General features: G+C 31.0%; 9 protein-coding genes and 3 pseudogenes. 5 read left to right on the top strand and 7 right to left on the bottom strand.

The window, feature by feature from the left end; genetic code table 11:
- The first annotated feature begins 209 nt into the window (after positions 1 to 209).
- The 3 genes and pseudogenes from mgtE to JFT95_RS27310 all read left to right on the top strand — a co-directional run bounded on the left by mgtE (position 210) and on the right by JFT95_RS27310 (position 4,511).
- Positions 210 to 1,538 carry a magnesium transporter gene (mgtE, locus tag JFT95_RS27320; protein WP_201053790.1) on the top strand — a complete coding sequence of 443 codons (1,329 nt, stop codon included), beginning with the start codon at positions 210 to 212 and terminating at the stop codon, positions 1,536 to 1,538.
- Positions 1,539 to 1,697: 159 nt separating this feature from the next.
- Positions 1,698 to 2,794: pseudogene (locus tag JFT95_RS27315) on the top strand (phosphodiester glycosidase family protein).
- An 823-nt stretch (positions 2,795 to 3,617) separates the two neighbouring features.
- Positions 3,618 to 4,511, top strand: coding sequence for a cation diffusion facilitator family transporter (locus JFT95_RS27310; protein WP_078204001.1), 894 nt, complete (start codon positions 3,618 to 3,620; stop codon positions 4,509 to 4,511).
- Between the two features lie 181 nt (positions 4,512 to 4,692).
- Here the strand turns inward: JFT95_RS27310 and JFT95_RS30175 are convergent.
- Positions 4,693 to 4,779: pseudogene (locus JFT95_RS30175) on the bottom strand (DUF4878 domain-containing protein); the annotation flags it as partial.
- Between the two features lie 262 nt (positions 4,780 to 5,041).
- Here JFT95_RS30175 and JFT95_RS27305 point away from each other — a divergent pair.
- Entirely contained in the window at positions 5,042 to 6,526 is a 1,485-nt protein-coding gene (locus tag JFT95_RS27305; protein WP_307838417.1) for a WD40/YVTN/BNR-like repeat-containing protein, read from the top strand.
- Positions 6,527 to 7,271: 745 nt separating this feature from the next.
- Here JFT95_RS27305 and xerS read toward each other — a convergent pair.
- Entirely contained in the window at positions 7,272 to 8,345 is a 1,074-nt protein-coding gene (gene xerS, locus JFT95_RS27300; RefSeq protein ID WP_016097047.1) for a tyrosine recombinase XerS, read from the bottom strand.
- A gap of 1,083 nt (positions 8,346 to 9,428) precedes the next feature.
- A pseudogene (locus JFT95_RS27295) lies at positions 9,429 to 9,530 on the bottom strand (DUF4879 domain-containing protein); the annotation flags it as partial.
- A gap of 533 nt (positions 9,531 to 10,063) precedes the next feature.
- Here JFT95_RS27295 and JFT95_RS27290 point away from each other — a divergent pair.
- Positions 10,064 to 10,825 carry a hydralysin-2 gene (locus JFT95_RS27290; RefSeq protein ID WP_201053786.1) on the top strand — a complete coding sequence of 254 codons (762 nt, stop codon included), beginning with the start codon at positions 10,064 to 10,066 and terminating at the stop codon, positions 10,823 to 10,825.
- A gap of 419 nt (positions 10,826 to 11,244) precedes the next feature.
- Here JFT95_RS27290 and JFT95_RS27285 read toward each other — a convergent pair whose 3' ends face one another.
- From JFT95_RS27285 to JFT95_RS27270, 4 genes are all read right to left on the bottom strand, one after another.
- Complete coding sequence (locus tag JFT95_RS27285; protein WP_201053785.1) at positions 11,245 to 12,597, bottom strand: ANL family adenylate-forming protein; 1,353 nt, start codon at positions 12,595 to 12,597, stop codon at positions 11,245 to 11,247.
- 38 nt (positions 12,598 to 12,635) lie between these two features.
- Positions 12,636 to 12,953 carry an acyl carrier protein gene (locus JFT95_RS27280; RefSeq protein ID WP_078205337.1) on the bottom strand — a complete coding sequence of 106 codons (318 nt, stop codon included), beginning with the start codon at positions 12,951 to 12,953 and terminating at the stop codon, positions 12,636 to 12,638.
- A 126-nt stretch (positions 12,954 to 13,079) separates the two neighbouring features.
- Positions 13,080 to 14,168: a cysteine peptidase family C39 domain-containing protein gene (locus JFT95_RS27275; RefSeq protein ID WP_201053784.1), complete on the bottom strand. Its 1,089-nt coding sequence runs from the start codon at positions 14,166 to 14,168 to the stop codon at positions 13,080 to 13,082.
- A gap of 28 nt (positions 14,169 to 14,196) precedes the next feature.
- Positions 14,197 to 15,519, bottom strand: coding sequence for an alpha/beta hydrolase (locus JFT95_RS27270; protein WP_078205339.1), 1,323 nt, complete (start codon positions 15,517 to 15,519; stop codon positions 14,197 to 14,199).
- Positions 15,520 to 15,524: the final 5 nt, after the last annotated feature.

The following is a 15,524-nucleotide window of genomic DNA, read 5'->3' as shown; positions in this document are numbered from 1 at the left end:
AAAACCTTTACTCCTTTTTGAGTAAAGGTTTTTTTGTTTAATGTTATTTATTTTTATCTTGTCTATATTCAAAAAGGAGGTAGTTCTAAATAATAAATTGATTGCAATGTAACTATTAATGCTCTAATAAAAATTTTAGACAGATAAAATAACACAAAACCACTCATGAAACTCTAGAGTCTCCCTTAGCAATATAAGGAGGAGTTAACATGAAGAAATTATTAAATGAATTACTTGTAACCCAAAATAATTTGGATGCAGAGAAAGTTTTACGTCATCCGTCGTATGATGTTGCGCAAGAAGTAAAACGGTTTTCAATTGAAGATCAAGTCATATTACTAGATAAGATTCCTGTATTAAAAAGCTCAAAAATTCTTCAACATTTGAGTACAGAAGAAAAATATAATATCTTAATTCACTTATCTGAAAACAAAGCTAAAAAGTTACTAGATTTACAACCGATTGATAAAACAGTAAATCTACTTTTAGAGGTTCATCCGGAAAAACAAGCTAAATTAATGGCGTATTTAAATAAAATTACAAAACATAATGTAAAAAAATTAATGGCTTTCAAACCTGAAACGGCAGGAAGTCTTGTCACAAGTGATTTTGTTGCAGTTAGTGGGAATTGGTCAGTAAAAATGACATTGAAGTACATTAGGGAGCATTCTGAAAATGTAGAATCAATATCTTATATCTATGTTCTTGATAGTCATGGTTATCTTAAGGGAATCGTTTCCATACATGAGTTATTACTAGCAGCAGATGAAGAGATATTATCTACTATCATGATTCAAGAGGTAATTTCAGTACACGCTGAAGTTGATCAGCAAGAAGTTGTAAAAAAGCTACTGAATTATAATTTAGCAGCATTACCCGTAATAACAGCAAATAATGAAATGATTGGTATTATAACATTTGATGACGTAATGAATGTTATGGAAGCAGAAGCTACAGAAGATATCCAAAAGTTAGGCGGAAGTGAACCGTTAAATCAATCTTACTTTGAATCTAGTATTTGGAGCATTTTCTTCAAACGTCTACCATGGTTATTGCTTCTTTTTGTTGCTGAAGCATATACAGGTACAGTACTAAAGTATTTTGAAGACGAAATCGAAACAGTAGTTGCCTTAGCTTTCTTTGTACCGTTATTAGTAGGTACTGGAGGAAATACAGGAACACAGGTTGTAGCAACAATTACTCGTGCAATTGGTATTGGAGAGGTGAAATTTAAAGACATTTTCCGTGTAATGAAAAAGGAGTTTGCAATTGGCATGCTTCTCGGACTTGCACTTGGGGTAGCTGGGCTCACTCGTGCTTATATGTTAGGGGTTGGAACAGAAGTTGCACAAGTTGTAGCAATTACTTTATTATTTATTGTTATTTGGGCCTCTCTTGTTGCAGCTGTTTTACCCTTGATTCTGAGAAAATTAAAATTAGATCCTGCAGTTGTTTCTGGTCCGTTTATTACAACATTTGTTGACGGAACAGGATTAGTAATTTATTTCATGGTTGCAAAAACGTTATTAAATTTGTAAATATACACTGAAGTAAAAGCGAAATGTGGAATAAGTATTTTGCCTTGATTGCTAAAATCTAGTGGAGAATTCAGGAATGAGGAAATCAAACACCTATGTCTTTAGATAAATAATATTTTAATGGATTTATTAAATGTAATTAATGCTGGAGGATAAACTATGAAACATCTAAGAAAAATCTTCAAACGAATTTTGCTTCTGTTGTCTATATTCATGCTTATTGGCATAGGAATATTATTTGGTACTAGCTATGGCCGAGAGCTTCGTATAACAATGGCTGGGAGTATACTAACTTCTCAGCATCCACAATATGCGAAATATACATTTCTATCCCAAAAGGAACTAGATAAACTGCAAGATAGAATTAATCATCCGAAATGGTCAAACAGTGATGAGCATATTTATAAAAAAATAGCAGGAAAAAGATTAGAAGAATTAAAAAATCAGCCATTAGAAATTGATGTAGAAACAATTAAAAGTAATAAAGATAGTCGTTTTCTTTTCGAAGGAAAGTTAGTTACCATTAGCAATCCCTTTAGTGTTAAACTTGTTAGCCATCAAGGAACACAAGGAGCTAACAGGGGAGAAAAAATTAGTGTAATGGCAAAACGTAATCATGCACTTGTTGCTGTGAATGCAAGTGGATTTGCTGATGAAACAGGAAGGGGTGGAGGAAATATTGCAACTGGAATAGTAATAGAAAATGGGAAAGCAATTGATACAAATATAGATAAAAATACCCCTACAATTATTACGGGCTTAACAAAGTTTGGACAAATGATAACAGGGAATTATTCTACCCAACAACTTTTGGATAAACAAGTCGTTTCAGCAGCAGGATTTATGCCACAGTTAATTGTTAATGGAGAAAAAATGATTACAGAAGGAGACGGTGGTTGGGGCTCTGCTCCGCGAAGTATTATGGCACAAAAAGAAGATGGCACAATAATGTTTCTAGTGATTGACGGTAGGCAGACACATAGCATAGGAGCTACGTTAAAAGAGTGTCAAGATATTCTATATGAAAAAGGAGCAATAAATGCGATGGCTATGGATGGAGGTTCTTCTGCTACGCTATATTTAGGAGGAAAGGTTATAAATTCACCTTCTACATTATCCCATGAAGATCGTTATTTACCGAATGCTTGGATGGTAACAGCAAACCAAAAACAAGAAATAAGGGTGACAATAGATGGGAAAAAATAGATACTAAAAAATCAGTTGAATTTGATGCAAATATTTCAACTGATTTATGAATTCTTAAATAAATGAAGGATTAATTAAAGTTTAAAAACTAACATACAAAGAGTGTAATTAAAGAAAAGCGTAAAGAGATACTCAATCATATGGAAAATCTCCAAGAAGTTAAAAGAAGGATAAATAATGTATACAGTTTACACTCATATTCAATTATATGCTTTTAATCTTATAGTATTTGCTACAGCTATGTGAAATGGACAACCTGTAAAAATAATTGTTGTGATCAGATGAGTAAAGATTAATGCGCAGAATGAATTAGTAATCATACCTGAAAACATTTCATCAAACATCAAAGCAACACATTAGTCGCTTTGATGTTTGTAATGATAAAAGGGTGATAAAAAACATAAACAATAGGTGTATCAAGCAAAGGGATAATACACCTTAAAACTACATTGTTAAACAACATGCGTCGTCGTGTAGTATATCTTATTTATCTTTAATTATTTTAGGTTCAGTATTACATCTTATAGATCGTTTTTTCTATGATTTCCTAATTTCCAACTCTCGTCTTTTTATTCAATCATAATTACTATTTTAAGGATGTTAAAGTAACTCCAATACTAAACGTAAAAGGAATAAAAAAGCATGGCATTTTGTGTCACTCTTTTTACACTTCATAACAAATAAGGATAAAAGAACAAAGTAAGTTATGCTTTAAACCTTTACTGATAGGAGAAAATGTTTGTATAGACCCACACACTTATTATTGGGTAATGTATGAAAGAAATTAAAATGATGAGACATAGACTTATAACTACACAATTGAATTAAACAATAATATTTTGAAACAAGAGTAAAGTTAAGGTGGGGATAACTATGAATGCTAACCAAAAAACGTCCTTATTGGCAGCATGGATTAGTGTAATTAGCAATATATTTCTGACTCTCATCAAAATTATAGTCGGTTTACTTTTCAAAAGTCAGGTATTATTAGCCGACGGGATTCATAATGCTGCCGATGTTGTAGCATCCGTAACCTCATTGGGATCAATGAAAATTTCAAACCAGCCAGCTGATGAAGATCATCCTTATGGACATGGTAAAGCAGAAGTTATATCATCAGGAATTGTAGCTGTGATTTTAATTTTAGCGGCTTTATTTATGGCTTATGAATCAATAAAGTCATTATTTGAACCAGCGACAGAACCCCATATAATTGCTTTTATAGCAGCGATTATTTCATTAATATGGAAGCAAATTTTATATGTATACACAATACGAATTGGTCGAAAAACAAGCAGCAAAGGGCTTATAGCAACTGCTTATGATCATCTTGCTGATGTTTATGCCTCAATTGCAGCTGTAATTGGAATTGGTATTGCTTTGATAAACAATATCTATTCCATTCCATATGCAGCATATGGGGATCCTTTAGCTGGTATTATCGTTTCCTTTTTCGTATTAAAGTTAGCGATTAGTATGGGGAAAGAATCAATATATATATTAATGGAAGGTGGTATTCCTACCGAGAAATGTAGTGAATATAAGAGAATAATTCAGGCCCATCCTTTTGTAAAAAGAATTGATAGAATGCGCGCACGTGATCATGGTCACTATGTATTAATTGATATTAGAATTAGTGTTCCGGCACATTTAAGCATCCAGCAAGGACATGATATTTGTAGGGATATAAAAACTACTATTATAAATCAGAACCCAGAAATATATGAAGTACTAATTCATTTAAACCCATGGTATGAGGAGAAGTAGGTTTATTGAATTATAGATAGATATAAGTAAGTAGTTAAACCGTCCTTTTTAGATATTGGAGAATTGGTCGACTTGTATAATGTCCATAATTAAAAAACATTTATAGTTATGAGTACAATACATCTCAAATACATTATTTATAGAAGAAAAAACGTCCTATTAAAATATAGGACGCTTTTATCTATGATTTACTAATTTCCCAACCTTCGCGTATTTTCTCTAATTCAATTACAATTACCTTTGAATCTTTTTTATACAAAGCATCAACAAAATCTGAAAGATAAATATCATTGAGTGGAATGAATTAATATATGAGGGTTCATTTTCAATATTTGTCTCTCAAATGAAGCAACTTTAGTATTCACTCAAAAATCCATTGTCTATGAAACAACTAGATTTTTAAACGGCTTTAATAGACATCTGCCATTTACATAGACAGATGTCTATTGTATTTTTGGCGGCAAGATTAAATAGCTTTTTGTTACTTTACAATAAAGTATACTTAATATCAGTAATTCATGTAATTAGGAGTGATTTCTATATTTAAGGAAAATGCAAAAAGGATACTTCTGTCATTAGTAACAAATCCAATACTAATAATTGTATACGGGATTTTTTGTTATGAGTTAGCCTTATACTGTAAGTACGGAAGGATGAATTATAATATTTATATTTTGTTATTATGTATAGTACTTTTTATATCCATGACTACATTTACTACAATGCGGGTGATAAAAAATAGAGAATATGAAACTAAAAAATTAACTAATTCAATAGCATGGAGATCCATTTCTATTATCATTATTGTTGCAATTACATCATTTTATGGGATGCAGATTTATAAAAGTGCAATAAATTACAATGGCAAATTGGCATGGTTTATAGAAAGGTTAAAACATGAAAGGTCAGTTAAACTTAAACATAATAATATATATGAATCTGGAGTAGAAGGTATTTTTGAAGATATAAATAAAAAATATCCTTTGCCAAAGAAATTGTATATGGCAACTGATTTTGATCTTACATTTCATTCAGATGGAACAATCACAGCGTTTGATACATTTGTTTATGGGAAAAATGTTGATGGGAAAGAAGAAACTTATTTAATCTCTTATAATGAGAAGAAATCAGAAGATATTACTATAATACGAGACGGATATGCAAAGCCTGATTATGATGATGATAAATTAGTAGAACCTTTAATTAAAACGGTTAAGGCGATTCCAGTTAAGCAAACGTTTAGAAAGTGGAATGAAAGTAAGTATGGGTTGATTTATTATGGAAAAAGAAATTGGGGATCCAATACAGAGGGAATTATTAATATTACTGAGGATGGTAAGGGGCAGAGTCTTAAAGAAGCAGCTTCTGATATCATTGGATATACTGTATCTATATATGTCCCTGGAAAAGAGAAAGAGCTAGTCCCTGCTAGATATAATTTAATATGTGACGCAAGTTGGAGTAAATCAAAGACGCCTCCAAATGAAGATAGGTTTAAAGAGAAGAAACAACAAGATTTAAAGAATGAAAAAGAACAGTTTTTCCTATCAAAAGAAGTTGGTTATAAACTAAATATGACAGATAAAGCATTAGGGAGCGCCTTTTATTCATTAAGCAGGACTAGTGATGAAGGGGAAACATGGGAGGTTATCAATCCAGACCCATTTAATAGGGGGATTGGTAGTGTATCAGGGATCACTTTTATAAATGATAAACTTGGGTTTTTAGGAGCAGTTAGACCTTCTGGTAATGAGGGAGAGTTATATCGCACAGATGATGGGGGGGTATCTTTCAAAAAGGTAGAATATCCGCCGCATGAAGTGAAATTAGATCATACACAGTCCACAATAAGTCCTTTTGATTCTCCTAGTATGCCATATGAGAAAGATGGGGTTTTTAATATGTTAGTTGGACAAGGGGCAGATGGAGACTACAATGGCGATAGTAGTGCACTTTATCAATCAAAAGATAACGGAGAGACATGGGAATTTGTAGAAGAAGTGAAAAAGAAATAGTCAGAATGTTTTTTCAAAAAATAAGGTAACTACTCAGCTATACATTTCATTTAGAAGTTTGGTAAGGGGTATAATTCCAGCGATGAAGATAAAATGGACCTACACCTCGCTGCCTTTCTTTGTTTTAAAGCTTTGCGCGTGGCAGGAAAAGGCCCTGACCGCTTCTATGCATGGCCAGTCCCTCTCGCCCATTTAAAAAGATGCTTTTCTGGCTTTTTTTCATAGAGGGGCTGAGTAGTTACTAAAAGTAAATAATTTAAATCGAACCATAAGCTTGCCGGCAAATTTATGGTTCGATTTTTTTTAGGGCAAAGATATCGTTCTAAACGGGTATCACCACATCGCTATCAACTTAAAAGAGTAATCACCAAAAAAATGAAAAAAGAGCTGACTTTTGATGAGTTTAGTTCTGTAAATCTAAAAAATTTTAGTTTAAACTTTCTTGTTTAAATAGTTTGGAGTTTCATGTCTTTCTACAACAGATGGGGGAAGGGGGTAACTCCCATTTTCCCAAGTGTTCGTGAAATTCACATTTAACGTAAACAACAATTGTAGGAATCTAAAATTTTCATTTATCTAATCTAACAAGAGAGAGTTTTTATATACCAATTAAAGTAGAATTTTAACTATGTATTTTTTATATAATAAAATTAAATATGTAATGAATAATGCATGACATTTAAAACCACTAACTCTAGCAGGGAAAATAATAAAAGTTCAGCAATTTTGCATTGCTGAACTTTTATTATTTATTTTTTCCTATTCTGCCTAAGCTATCTTTAATAGTTGTTTCTCCAAGCTGTGTGTATAATAAGGCCGTATCTTGGCTGGTATGCCCAAGTTGTTGCATCACTTGTAACGAGTCTTTTTCTTCCATATATAATTTATTCGCTAATGTATGTCTTAATTTATGGGGAGACATTCTTTTTCCATATGCTTTAGTATATTTTTCTACAATATCTTGGATAGCTCTAACTGAAAGAGGCTGTGCAGTATGTTTATATTTCGATAAAAATACATTTTTTAATTCTTTCCCTGGAGCATATTTGTTATCTCTAATTTCCATATACTTTTCTAAATCATTCAATGCAATTGGTGTAATCCATACAGAATCTTCTTTGTTTCCTTTTCGGATTACATCAATTAGTCTTTCTTTTAAGTTTATATCTTCCATACGAAGATCGGCCAATTCACTTACACGAATACCGCTACCAAGAAAAAGGGAAAGGATAGCTACATCACGATCTTTATCTCTTAGGAAATAGAATAACTGATGTTTTGTTAAAGATTTTTCATGTTCGTACTTAACGTAATTCAAAAATTCTTGATCGTCATCATTATGGAATATTTTAGATCTCATACGTTTTGCACGAGCATTTAATGTTTCTTTATCTTTATGTATTTCTATTTTAGCCATTACATTTCTATAAAAATAACATTCTCCATCTTCATTTTCTGATAGGGAGGTAAGGTACTTAAATAAAGACTTTAAGGCTGAAATTTTTCTGTTAACAGAGGAATTCTGCATGTTTTGTTGTAGTTTTAGAAACCTCATAAAGTTCTCAACATCTTTTTTCTTTAAATTTTCTAAATCAGAGAAGGATATGTCTTTAATCGGCTTAAATTCAATAATTTGTTCAGATAATAGCCAATTAAAGAAGACTCTAAAATCATATACATAATTCAGTAGGGTGGAGGGAGAGGCATCATGCAATTCTTTGTACTCCACAAATTCCTCTATGTAAAAGGGCATTTCATTTAAATTCTTGTATAATTTCTTACGATGTACGGATTTTTGACGTTGCTTGCTGTATTCCATAAAAATCACCTCATATACACTATAACAGAAAAGATACACGAACACAAGTTCGCATTAAATTCAATTTTTACACGAACTTATTTACATAATTAAATTATGTAATACTAAAATTCACTCGAAATTGAATGGGAAAGTGTAATTATTCTAATAAAAGTTATAGATAACCAAGTGATAAATTCATATTTGGCGATAAAAATTATATATGTATATAAAATAAAACGATTTTCAAATATAAGTTCTAACAAAATGAATACATGAACACAGTTTAAAAATCATTATAAAATGTGAATTGGTTAATTTAATCAAGGTTAATCAGGAGTTAGTTAGATCAACACAAGAAAAGCTCTTATAAATTAAAATGTAATTCACTATAAAAATTGTTTATGAGTAATTCAGCATTTGATTTTTCTTATATAAAATATCAATTATATGGCGTATACCAATATACTAAGATTCATGCACTTGGGCTTGAAATCCCTAGATACTGTATTTGATTTTTATATAATCGTATTATTCTGCGTAAAATTGGTATTTCGTGCGAAGTTATAAAGTCTTTGTTTTTTTCCTTTTTTTATAATACTCTTATGTTAATCCAATAAAATGCATCATTCCCTTTCATCAGTATTAATATCTTTTAGTTTCAGATACATTCACCTATACATATTATATTGATTACATGGTTGCTTATAGACTATAGCTAGCATGTAAATATACATTAAGAACACTTTAATAAAAACAGTTAACTTTAACCCCTTAAGACTAAATAGCTTGTGTTGTGCTCAAAACTTAATAGTGCGTGATGTCGATAGAGAGTATTTCCTTAAGTTCTTTTACATCCAAGGTTTTTTTTATTGTACTTGCTTTAGGTAAACATACAGTTTAGTTTGATTCAAGTGCAGATTTTAAAATATAGCTGCAAAATTTCCCTCACATCTCAATAAGATAAGTATTCTTTTCATTTTGAGATGAGTTTCGCTCTTTTTTAAAAATTATCTATAAGATTTTTTATATAAACATGGCAACTTTATTCAAAACATCGCATTTTTTATAAGTGGTACAACTTTATTTCAAATCTACATTTCACTTATGATACCAACCAACGATTGGTTTTCCGGCAATTAAAGTGGATCCATTCATTTTTACAAATGGGTTTTGACCCTATTCCATTTCTTTCGTGGTAAAATATTGTATTGCTTTTTTTACTAATTCATTCATAAATGAATCCTTTCTTAACCCATTTTCAAACCATGTCCGCAGGTTTTGTTGAGTTTAAATTGAAGTCTACTTCTCCCTTGTGTTTTCCTTTTTTTATTAAGTATTTCAAATCTACCATGTTGTTTATCTAAAGCATAAAGATTATTTGGTTTTGAATCATCATAGTTAAAATTTAAACAGCGATATAAAGATAGAGAGTAAACTAGTTAATGGAATTCATTATTCTATTAATATCCCCTAGAAAGTCTGAATTAACTCTAATATTTATTAGTTAGATTTATTAATTACAGCTTTCTATTTTCCTAAAATTCAATTAAATATTTATAAATTTCTAACGAGTATTTATCGATAGGAATCCTGCAGTTAAAAATGGAATTTATTCTCAAAAGTGATTATTTATTGTATCTGTCAAACTATTAGTTTATCTTCTCCTCATATTTCAATTGCTTTTCCACCACGATCAAACAAATAAATAAAATCACGGATAAGTAAGGAGTATTAGTATGATTATACAAGAAAAATTATCTTTTTCAGATTTAGATTCATTAGATTCAACTACAGATTCCATAATGGACGCGTTTAAAGATCTTTATGGAATACTTCCTGATGAAATCGCAGTAAATAATGAGACGTTTCCAATTCATAATAAGCCTGCAATTACTGAACGTTATGGTCACGCTTGTTATAAAATGCTTGGCCCTTTTATATTTCGCAATATTGAAGAGCCTTCAAAGAATGAAGTAAGCCTAGAAGAACAATTTGTATTTAATCCTAATAATGAAGAAGCAGAAATTGTAGTCTCAATAAAAGAGCAATGGGCTAATATTCAATCTTGGACTTCGGAATCTACTACAGGTTTAACTTTAACATCAGATTTTATCATGTCAGGTGAATTTCAATCCGGTAACAAATTTAATATTTCAACTTTTGTGGGAGAAAGTAATTCAAAATCAATCACTACCTCTCCTTCCATTGAGCGTTCTATTAAAGTACCTCCAAATAGTAAGATGAAGATAACAACAATCGGAACATTAATTACAGAAATTCTACATTTTCAATCAATTATATCGGTACACGGTATGTTTGGTGCATGTTTTCCACGGATGGTCCGTGGGCATTATGTTGGATTCAAAAGCGCTGGTCACATCCTAAATAAAACATTTGGATCCATTAAAGGTTCCATTAATAATACAGCAATTCAGGATATTCAAATAAAAACTGGAGAAGTCGAACCTTATCTCATTAAACCAAAAGTTGGAAAATAAAAAAGCATGCATTTCAACCTTATTTTCTATACTTTTGGCTGGAGCGATTATTACCGTAAAATTCAATAAAGGATTTATAGGAGGGTATGAATTTGAGTTGTTATTAGCTGTATCTTTATTTTTTGTGGTAACTAACACCCAATCTATTTCCTTAGATAAATTACTACTGAATCGTAAAACTAAGCAACAGCAAAAACAAAAATAAAGCTTCTCCCCAACACTTCATTATTTGTGTTAAGGAGAAGCTTATTTATGCGAAACTTGTAATTAAATTAAAAACAAGCCAATTCGAAAAAGGGTATGATAACATATGCGAGACGTAAGTCAGGACACTCTATTTCCTAAATTAAAAGAACTTGAAGTACTTTTTTATTTGTATTTTAACCTAAGGCGACCTCTCCCTACTACAAAAGCTATAATTACATAAATACTTTCTTATTTTTTTTAAACCTATCTGTATGCATTTTCTCAGTTGTTAGGACCACTTTCTGTGGAATCTTATATACTGGTAGTTTATCTTTACAGAACTCTCTCAATCGCTTTCTAAATCCACTTACAGTTTCATTCGTATTCAATTTAACAACAGCCTTAACCATTTGCCCCGTGATTACATTTTTTTCACCAACTACGGCGACCTCTTCTACTCCACTCATTAGCTGTATTACATTTTCAACTTCAGCTGGAAATACTTTTTCTCCACCAATATTTATAAGCTCTGATTTTCTTCCTAAGATTTTAATATAATCTCCATCTACTTCCACCATATCTCCTGTCATAAGCCAGCCATCTATGGTAAATGGGCTTGGAGCATTAATATAACCAATCATTGTAGACATTGATTTAACCTGCAACATTCCATCCACAACTCTTGACTCAATATTCCCATCGCTTAGCTTAATCCACAAAGAATCATTCGATTTAGATTGTGAATATAAAACTCCCAATTCTGACAAGCCATACATTTGTATAATTTTAATGTGAGGGAATATTTCGTTTATTTTATTTAATGTAGTCTCAGGCATAACTTCTGATCCATAAGAAATAGTCTGCAAACTATTTAATTTATACTTTTTATAAACCTCACTCAGTATAAGTAAATTTATAAAAGTTGGTGATGCGGGTAAAGCTTGCACTTGATGTTTCTCAATCATATTACATACTCGATTAGGGGTACGATCATCAATAATTACCAAACACCCTAGGCTAGAAAGAATTTGGAAAAGCGTATTAACTCCCCCTATATGATCAAATAACATAAATGGTATAACCCGCTTTGCACTTCTTGCAACGCTGTACTTCTTTTGAAGTAATGTAAAATCATGTACAATTGCTTTACTGTGTCCTGTTGTGCCAGATGAAAACAATACTAATCCGGGATGTTTTAACTTTTTCAGTTGTAATAACAATTCATTTTGAATGTAATCTCTTTGCATATTGATTATTTCAAAATTTCCACTTTCAACTTTAATTACATTTTCTAATTCAACAATTTCATAGTATTCTTTCTTCTTGCTGTCAACCAAAGAATTTAAGATTGGTACTACTGTACACCCTAACTCAATAAGTGCTAAAAACATTGCTATGGAATATGGAGAATAGTCCGCTTCTAAAGAGACTATTTTATACTCCATCTTTCTATGTTCATTTAACTCCCCTGTATAAATCTTTGTTTGATTTAGTAACCACTCATACGTGTAAATTTTATCCTCCCAAATAATAGCTTCGTATTCTTTGTTCAGTTCAAACCTTTCTAATAGAAAATCAATCTGCATACCCAACCTCCTTTTAATTTTTATCCTTTAATATTTTGCTATGTTAGTGATTTTAACGTTTCCTGGCACTCTATAATATACGCAACTAATGTTTCTATTGTTTTAAATGGACTATTATGTTGTGACATTGTATCTAAATTAACCAAATCAACGGATATACCCAATTCATCTTCTAAGCCTTGTTCAATACTTACCAGTAAAGATACCAGTCCCAACGAATCTAAATACCCTTCCCAATCATAAAGATGTGCTTTCAAGCCTTTTTTAAGATCAATTTTATTTTCAAGACTTTCATTCACTTCTTCAACACAGCACCATACGATTTGAATAATTTTTTCTTTATTAGTATTTTCCAAGTAAATGCACTCCTTTTTATGAATCATTATTTACTATGAATATTTCCTTCCAACACCTGTAGAAGTGTTTAACATGAATACTAAATAGTAGTTCCCTTACTTTACTTCTCAATTATCGCTTCTCTATCAAGACTGGAGACTATAATTATGTTGCAGAAGAAATAAAATATTCTCATGTAATACACTCTCTCTAGTAATAACATCCATCATTATCAAATTAAAAGATTCAAGATCACTTAAGTTACTATCTTTTTTTAATAATTTAATATGTGCAATCTTATACAGTCTTTCCCATGATTGCTTTATATCCATTAAATCACTAGCAAGATGCATAAATTTATCTTTAAATAAATCATTCATATCTATAAGTAAGTCATATAAAAAATATCTACTCCATCTCATATCAAATAAACATTTTAAATACAAAGGAAACATGTTTCTTTGCTTATAAAAATCGGTATTTATATTTTCTTTAAGTTCAAGTGCTGCAATCTTGCCAAAATAATATATCTTATTGTTTTTTCTCAGAACTAAACCTTTAATATACTCACTTGATATCTTTTGTAATGTTTTCAAAAAAATATCTCTAATATTTTCTAGGTTTATTTTTTCCTCTATAATCACATTAATTGAGGAGTAAGATGAGATTCTTTCTATTCCTTTTGCCTGAACCAATTCAGGTATACCTCTTCCGCCTTTCCAAAAAGAATAAAACTCCTCAAGTGATATCTCTCCCATATATTTATTAGGGACAGGATCTTGAACAAATACACTATCTTCTGTAATTTTGTTAATTGCTAAGTAGTGGTCGGTAACATACTTATCCGTATGGATATCTATATGACTCTTTATAAATTTTGGATTCAAATAATCATTACTATAAGGTAGAAAAAATGTACTTCCTAAGGCAATAAAAACTTCTTGACGATTCAGACATTCCTTTATAAATTGAAGACCATTTCCAAAATTAGAATACACATTTTTCTCCATGCGAAATGTTTGATTATATTCCAACAACTGTGTATATCTAGCTACAGAAGGTAAAGATGTGGTAGTATCCACACGGTAAGATGGTATACTATATAATTCTTCATTTGCTATTAAGCTCATATAACTAATACTACCCATACTTTTTAATTTATCGTGAAGAATTGGTATATAACATGAATAATAATAAGGAACATCAAAGGTTGGTTTTAATTCCTTTATTTTCACTACAGCACTCACCCCACACTTTTAATTTTTATAGTCCTATCCAGTTCTCGACAGTATAATTTAACTGTAAGTCCTTAGTAGCTTTAAATTTCCTATTTTGAATAGGTTGTCCAAATTTATCCACTTCAAAGAGCCTAAAGCCTCTTGAAAACTTAAACTTGCATGCAAGATCCCTTGGCACTGTAAAATTCCCAGCAAAACGATTTTTTTCTATTCTATCTAGTATCATACCTACACTCATATAAATTCGTTCACCAGCTGGTGTATTTTCAGGTACTTCGACTGTTACGGAAACATCTACAAATTCTGATAATGTTTCTATTACCTTATATTTTTTTGGTATTCCCTTTACACCTTGTGTTACAAAGGTGACTTCGGCTTCTCCTATTTTTTTTGGTATAATCGTTCCATCATTCATAACCTCTAATACATCTGGGTTATTGACTAAAAACACACCATCTAAATCACTCATTTTAAAGCCACTATCGTACGTCACAATTGGATTAATTTTTACCTTCATTCCAGTTAATCCAACTTCATCTCGCCCATCCAAGGTAACATTAACTATATTCCCTATATCTCCAAAGAAATATATTAATGGCAGATGCATACGATCTCCCCAGTCTTTTTCAAAATGAGCACCATATGGATCCTGATAAAAAATTAAATTATCTCTATATTTGTAACCATTTTTTAATAAAGTTTCTGCAATATCTCTTACATGTTTCACCAAGAAAAAGCCTTCTGCACTACCTATATCCATCCAAACTTTCAAGTCTTTTTTCCCTTTATACATCTCATATAATTTTAATTCCGAATGGTCATCTTCGACTTTCACAAAGAATGGAGATATCATCCCTATTTTCCCAAACACTTTAGGGTTACGGAAACCGATATTATAAGTTGATAAACCTCCTGCTGAAGATCCTATTAAAGCGGTATTTTCAGCGTCAGACATTGTTCTAAAATTATCATCGATATAAGGTTTCACCTCATTGATTATAAATTTTTCATATAATAAACCTGAGCATTTTATATGTTTATCTGGTGAAATAAAATGACAAAACTCATTGTTCTCTATAATTCTTTTATGTGCTATACCTACAATTATTATTTTTTGAATTTTCCCTTCAAAAATTAGCTCATCAGCTGTCTTATGGACATTCCATGATTCATCATTTTTTATTAAAGGCTCAAATAGACGTTGCCCGGCATGCATATATAATACAGGATACCTTTGCTGTGAATGCTTTTCGTAACCAGGTGGTAAATATACAAATAATTTCCTACTATTCTCTAGTGTTTCAGAGTAAAAATTTTCAATAGTAACCACTTTAGAAGCTTGTACCATAGCAA

It is taken from the genome of Bacillus sp. TH17, assembly GCF_016651125.1.
Taxonomy (GTDB): domain Bacteria; phylum Bacillota; class Bacilli; order Bacillales; family Bacillaceae_G; genus Bacillus_A; species Bacillus_A mycoides.
Note: the sequence above shows the minus strand (reverse complement) of the source record. Positions and strands in the feature narration are given on the sequence as shown.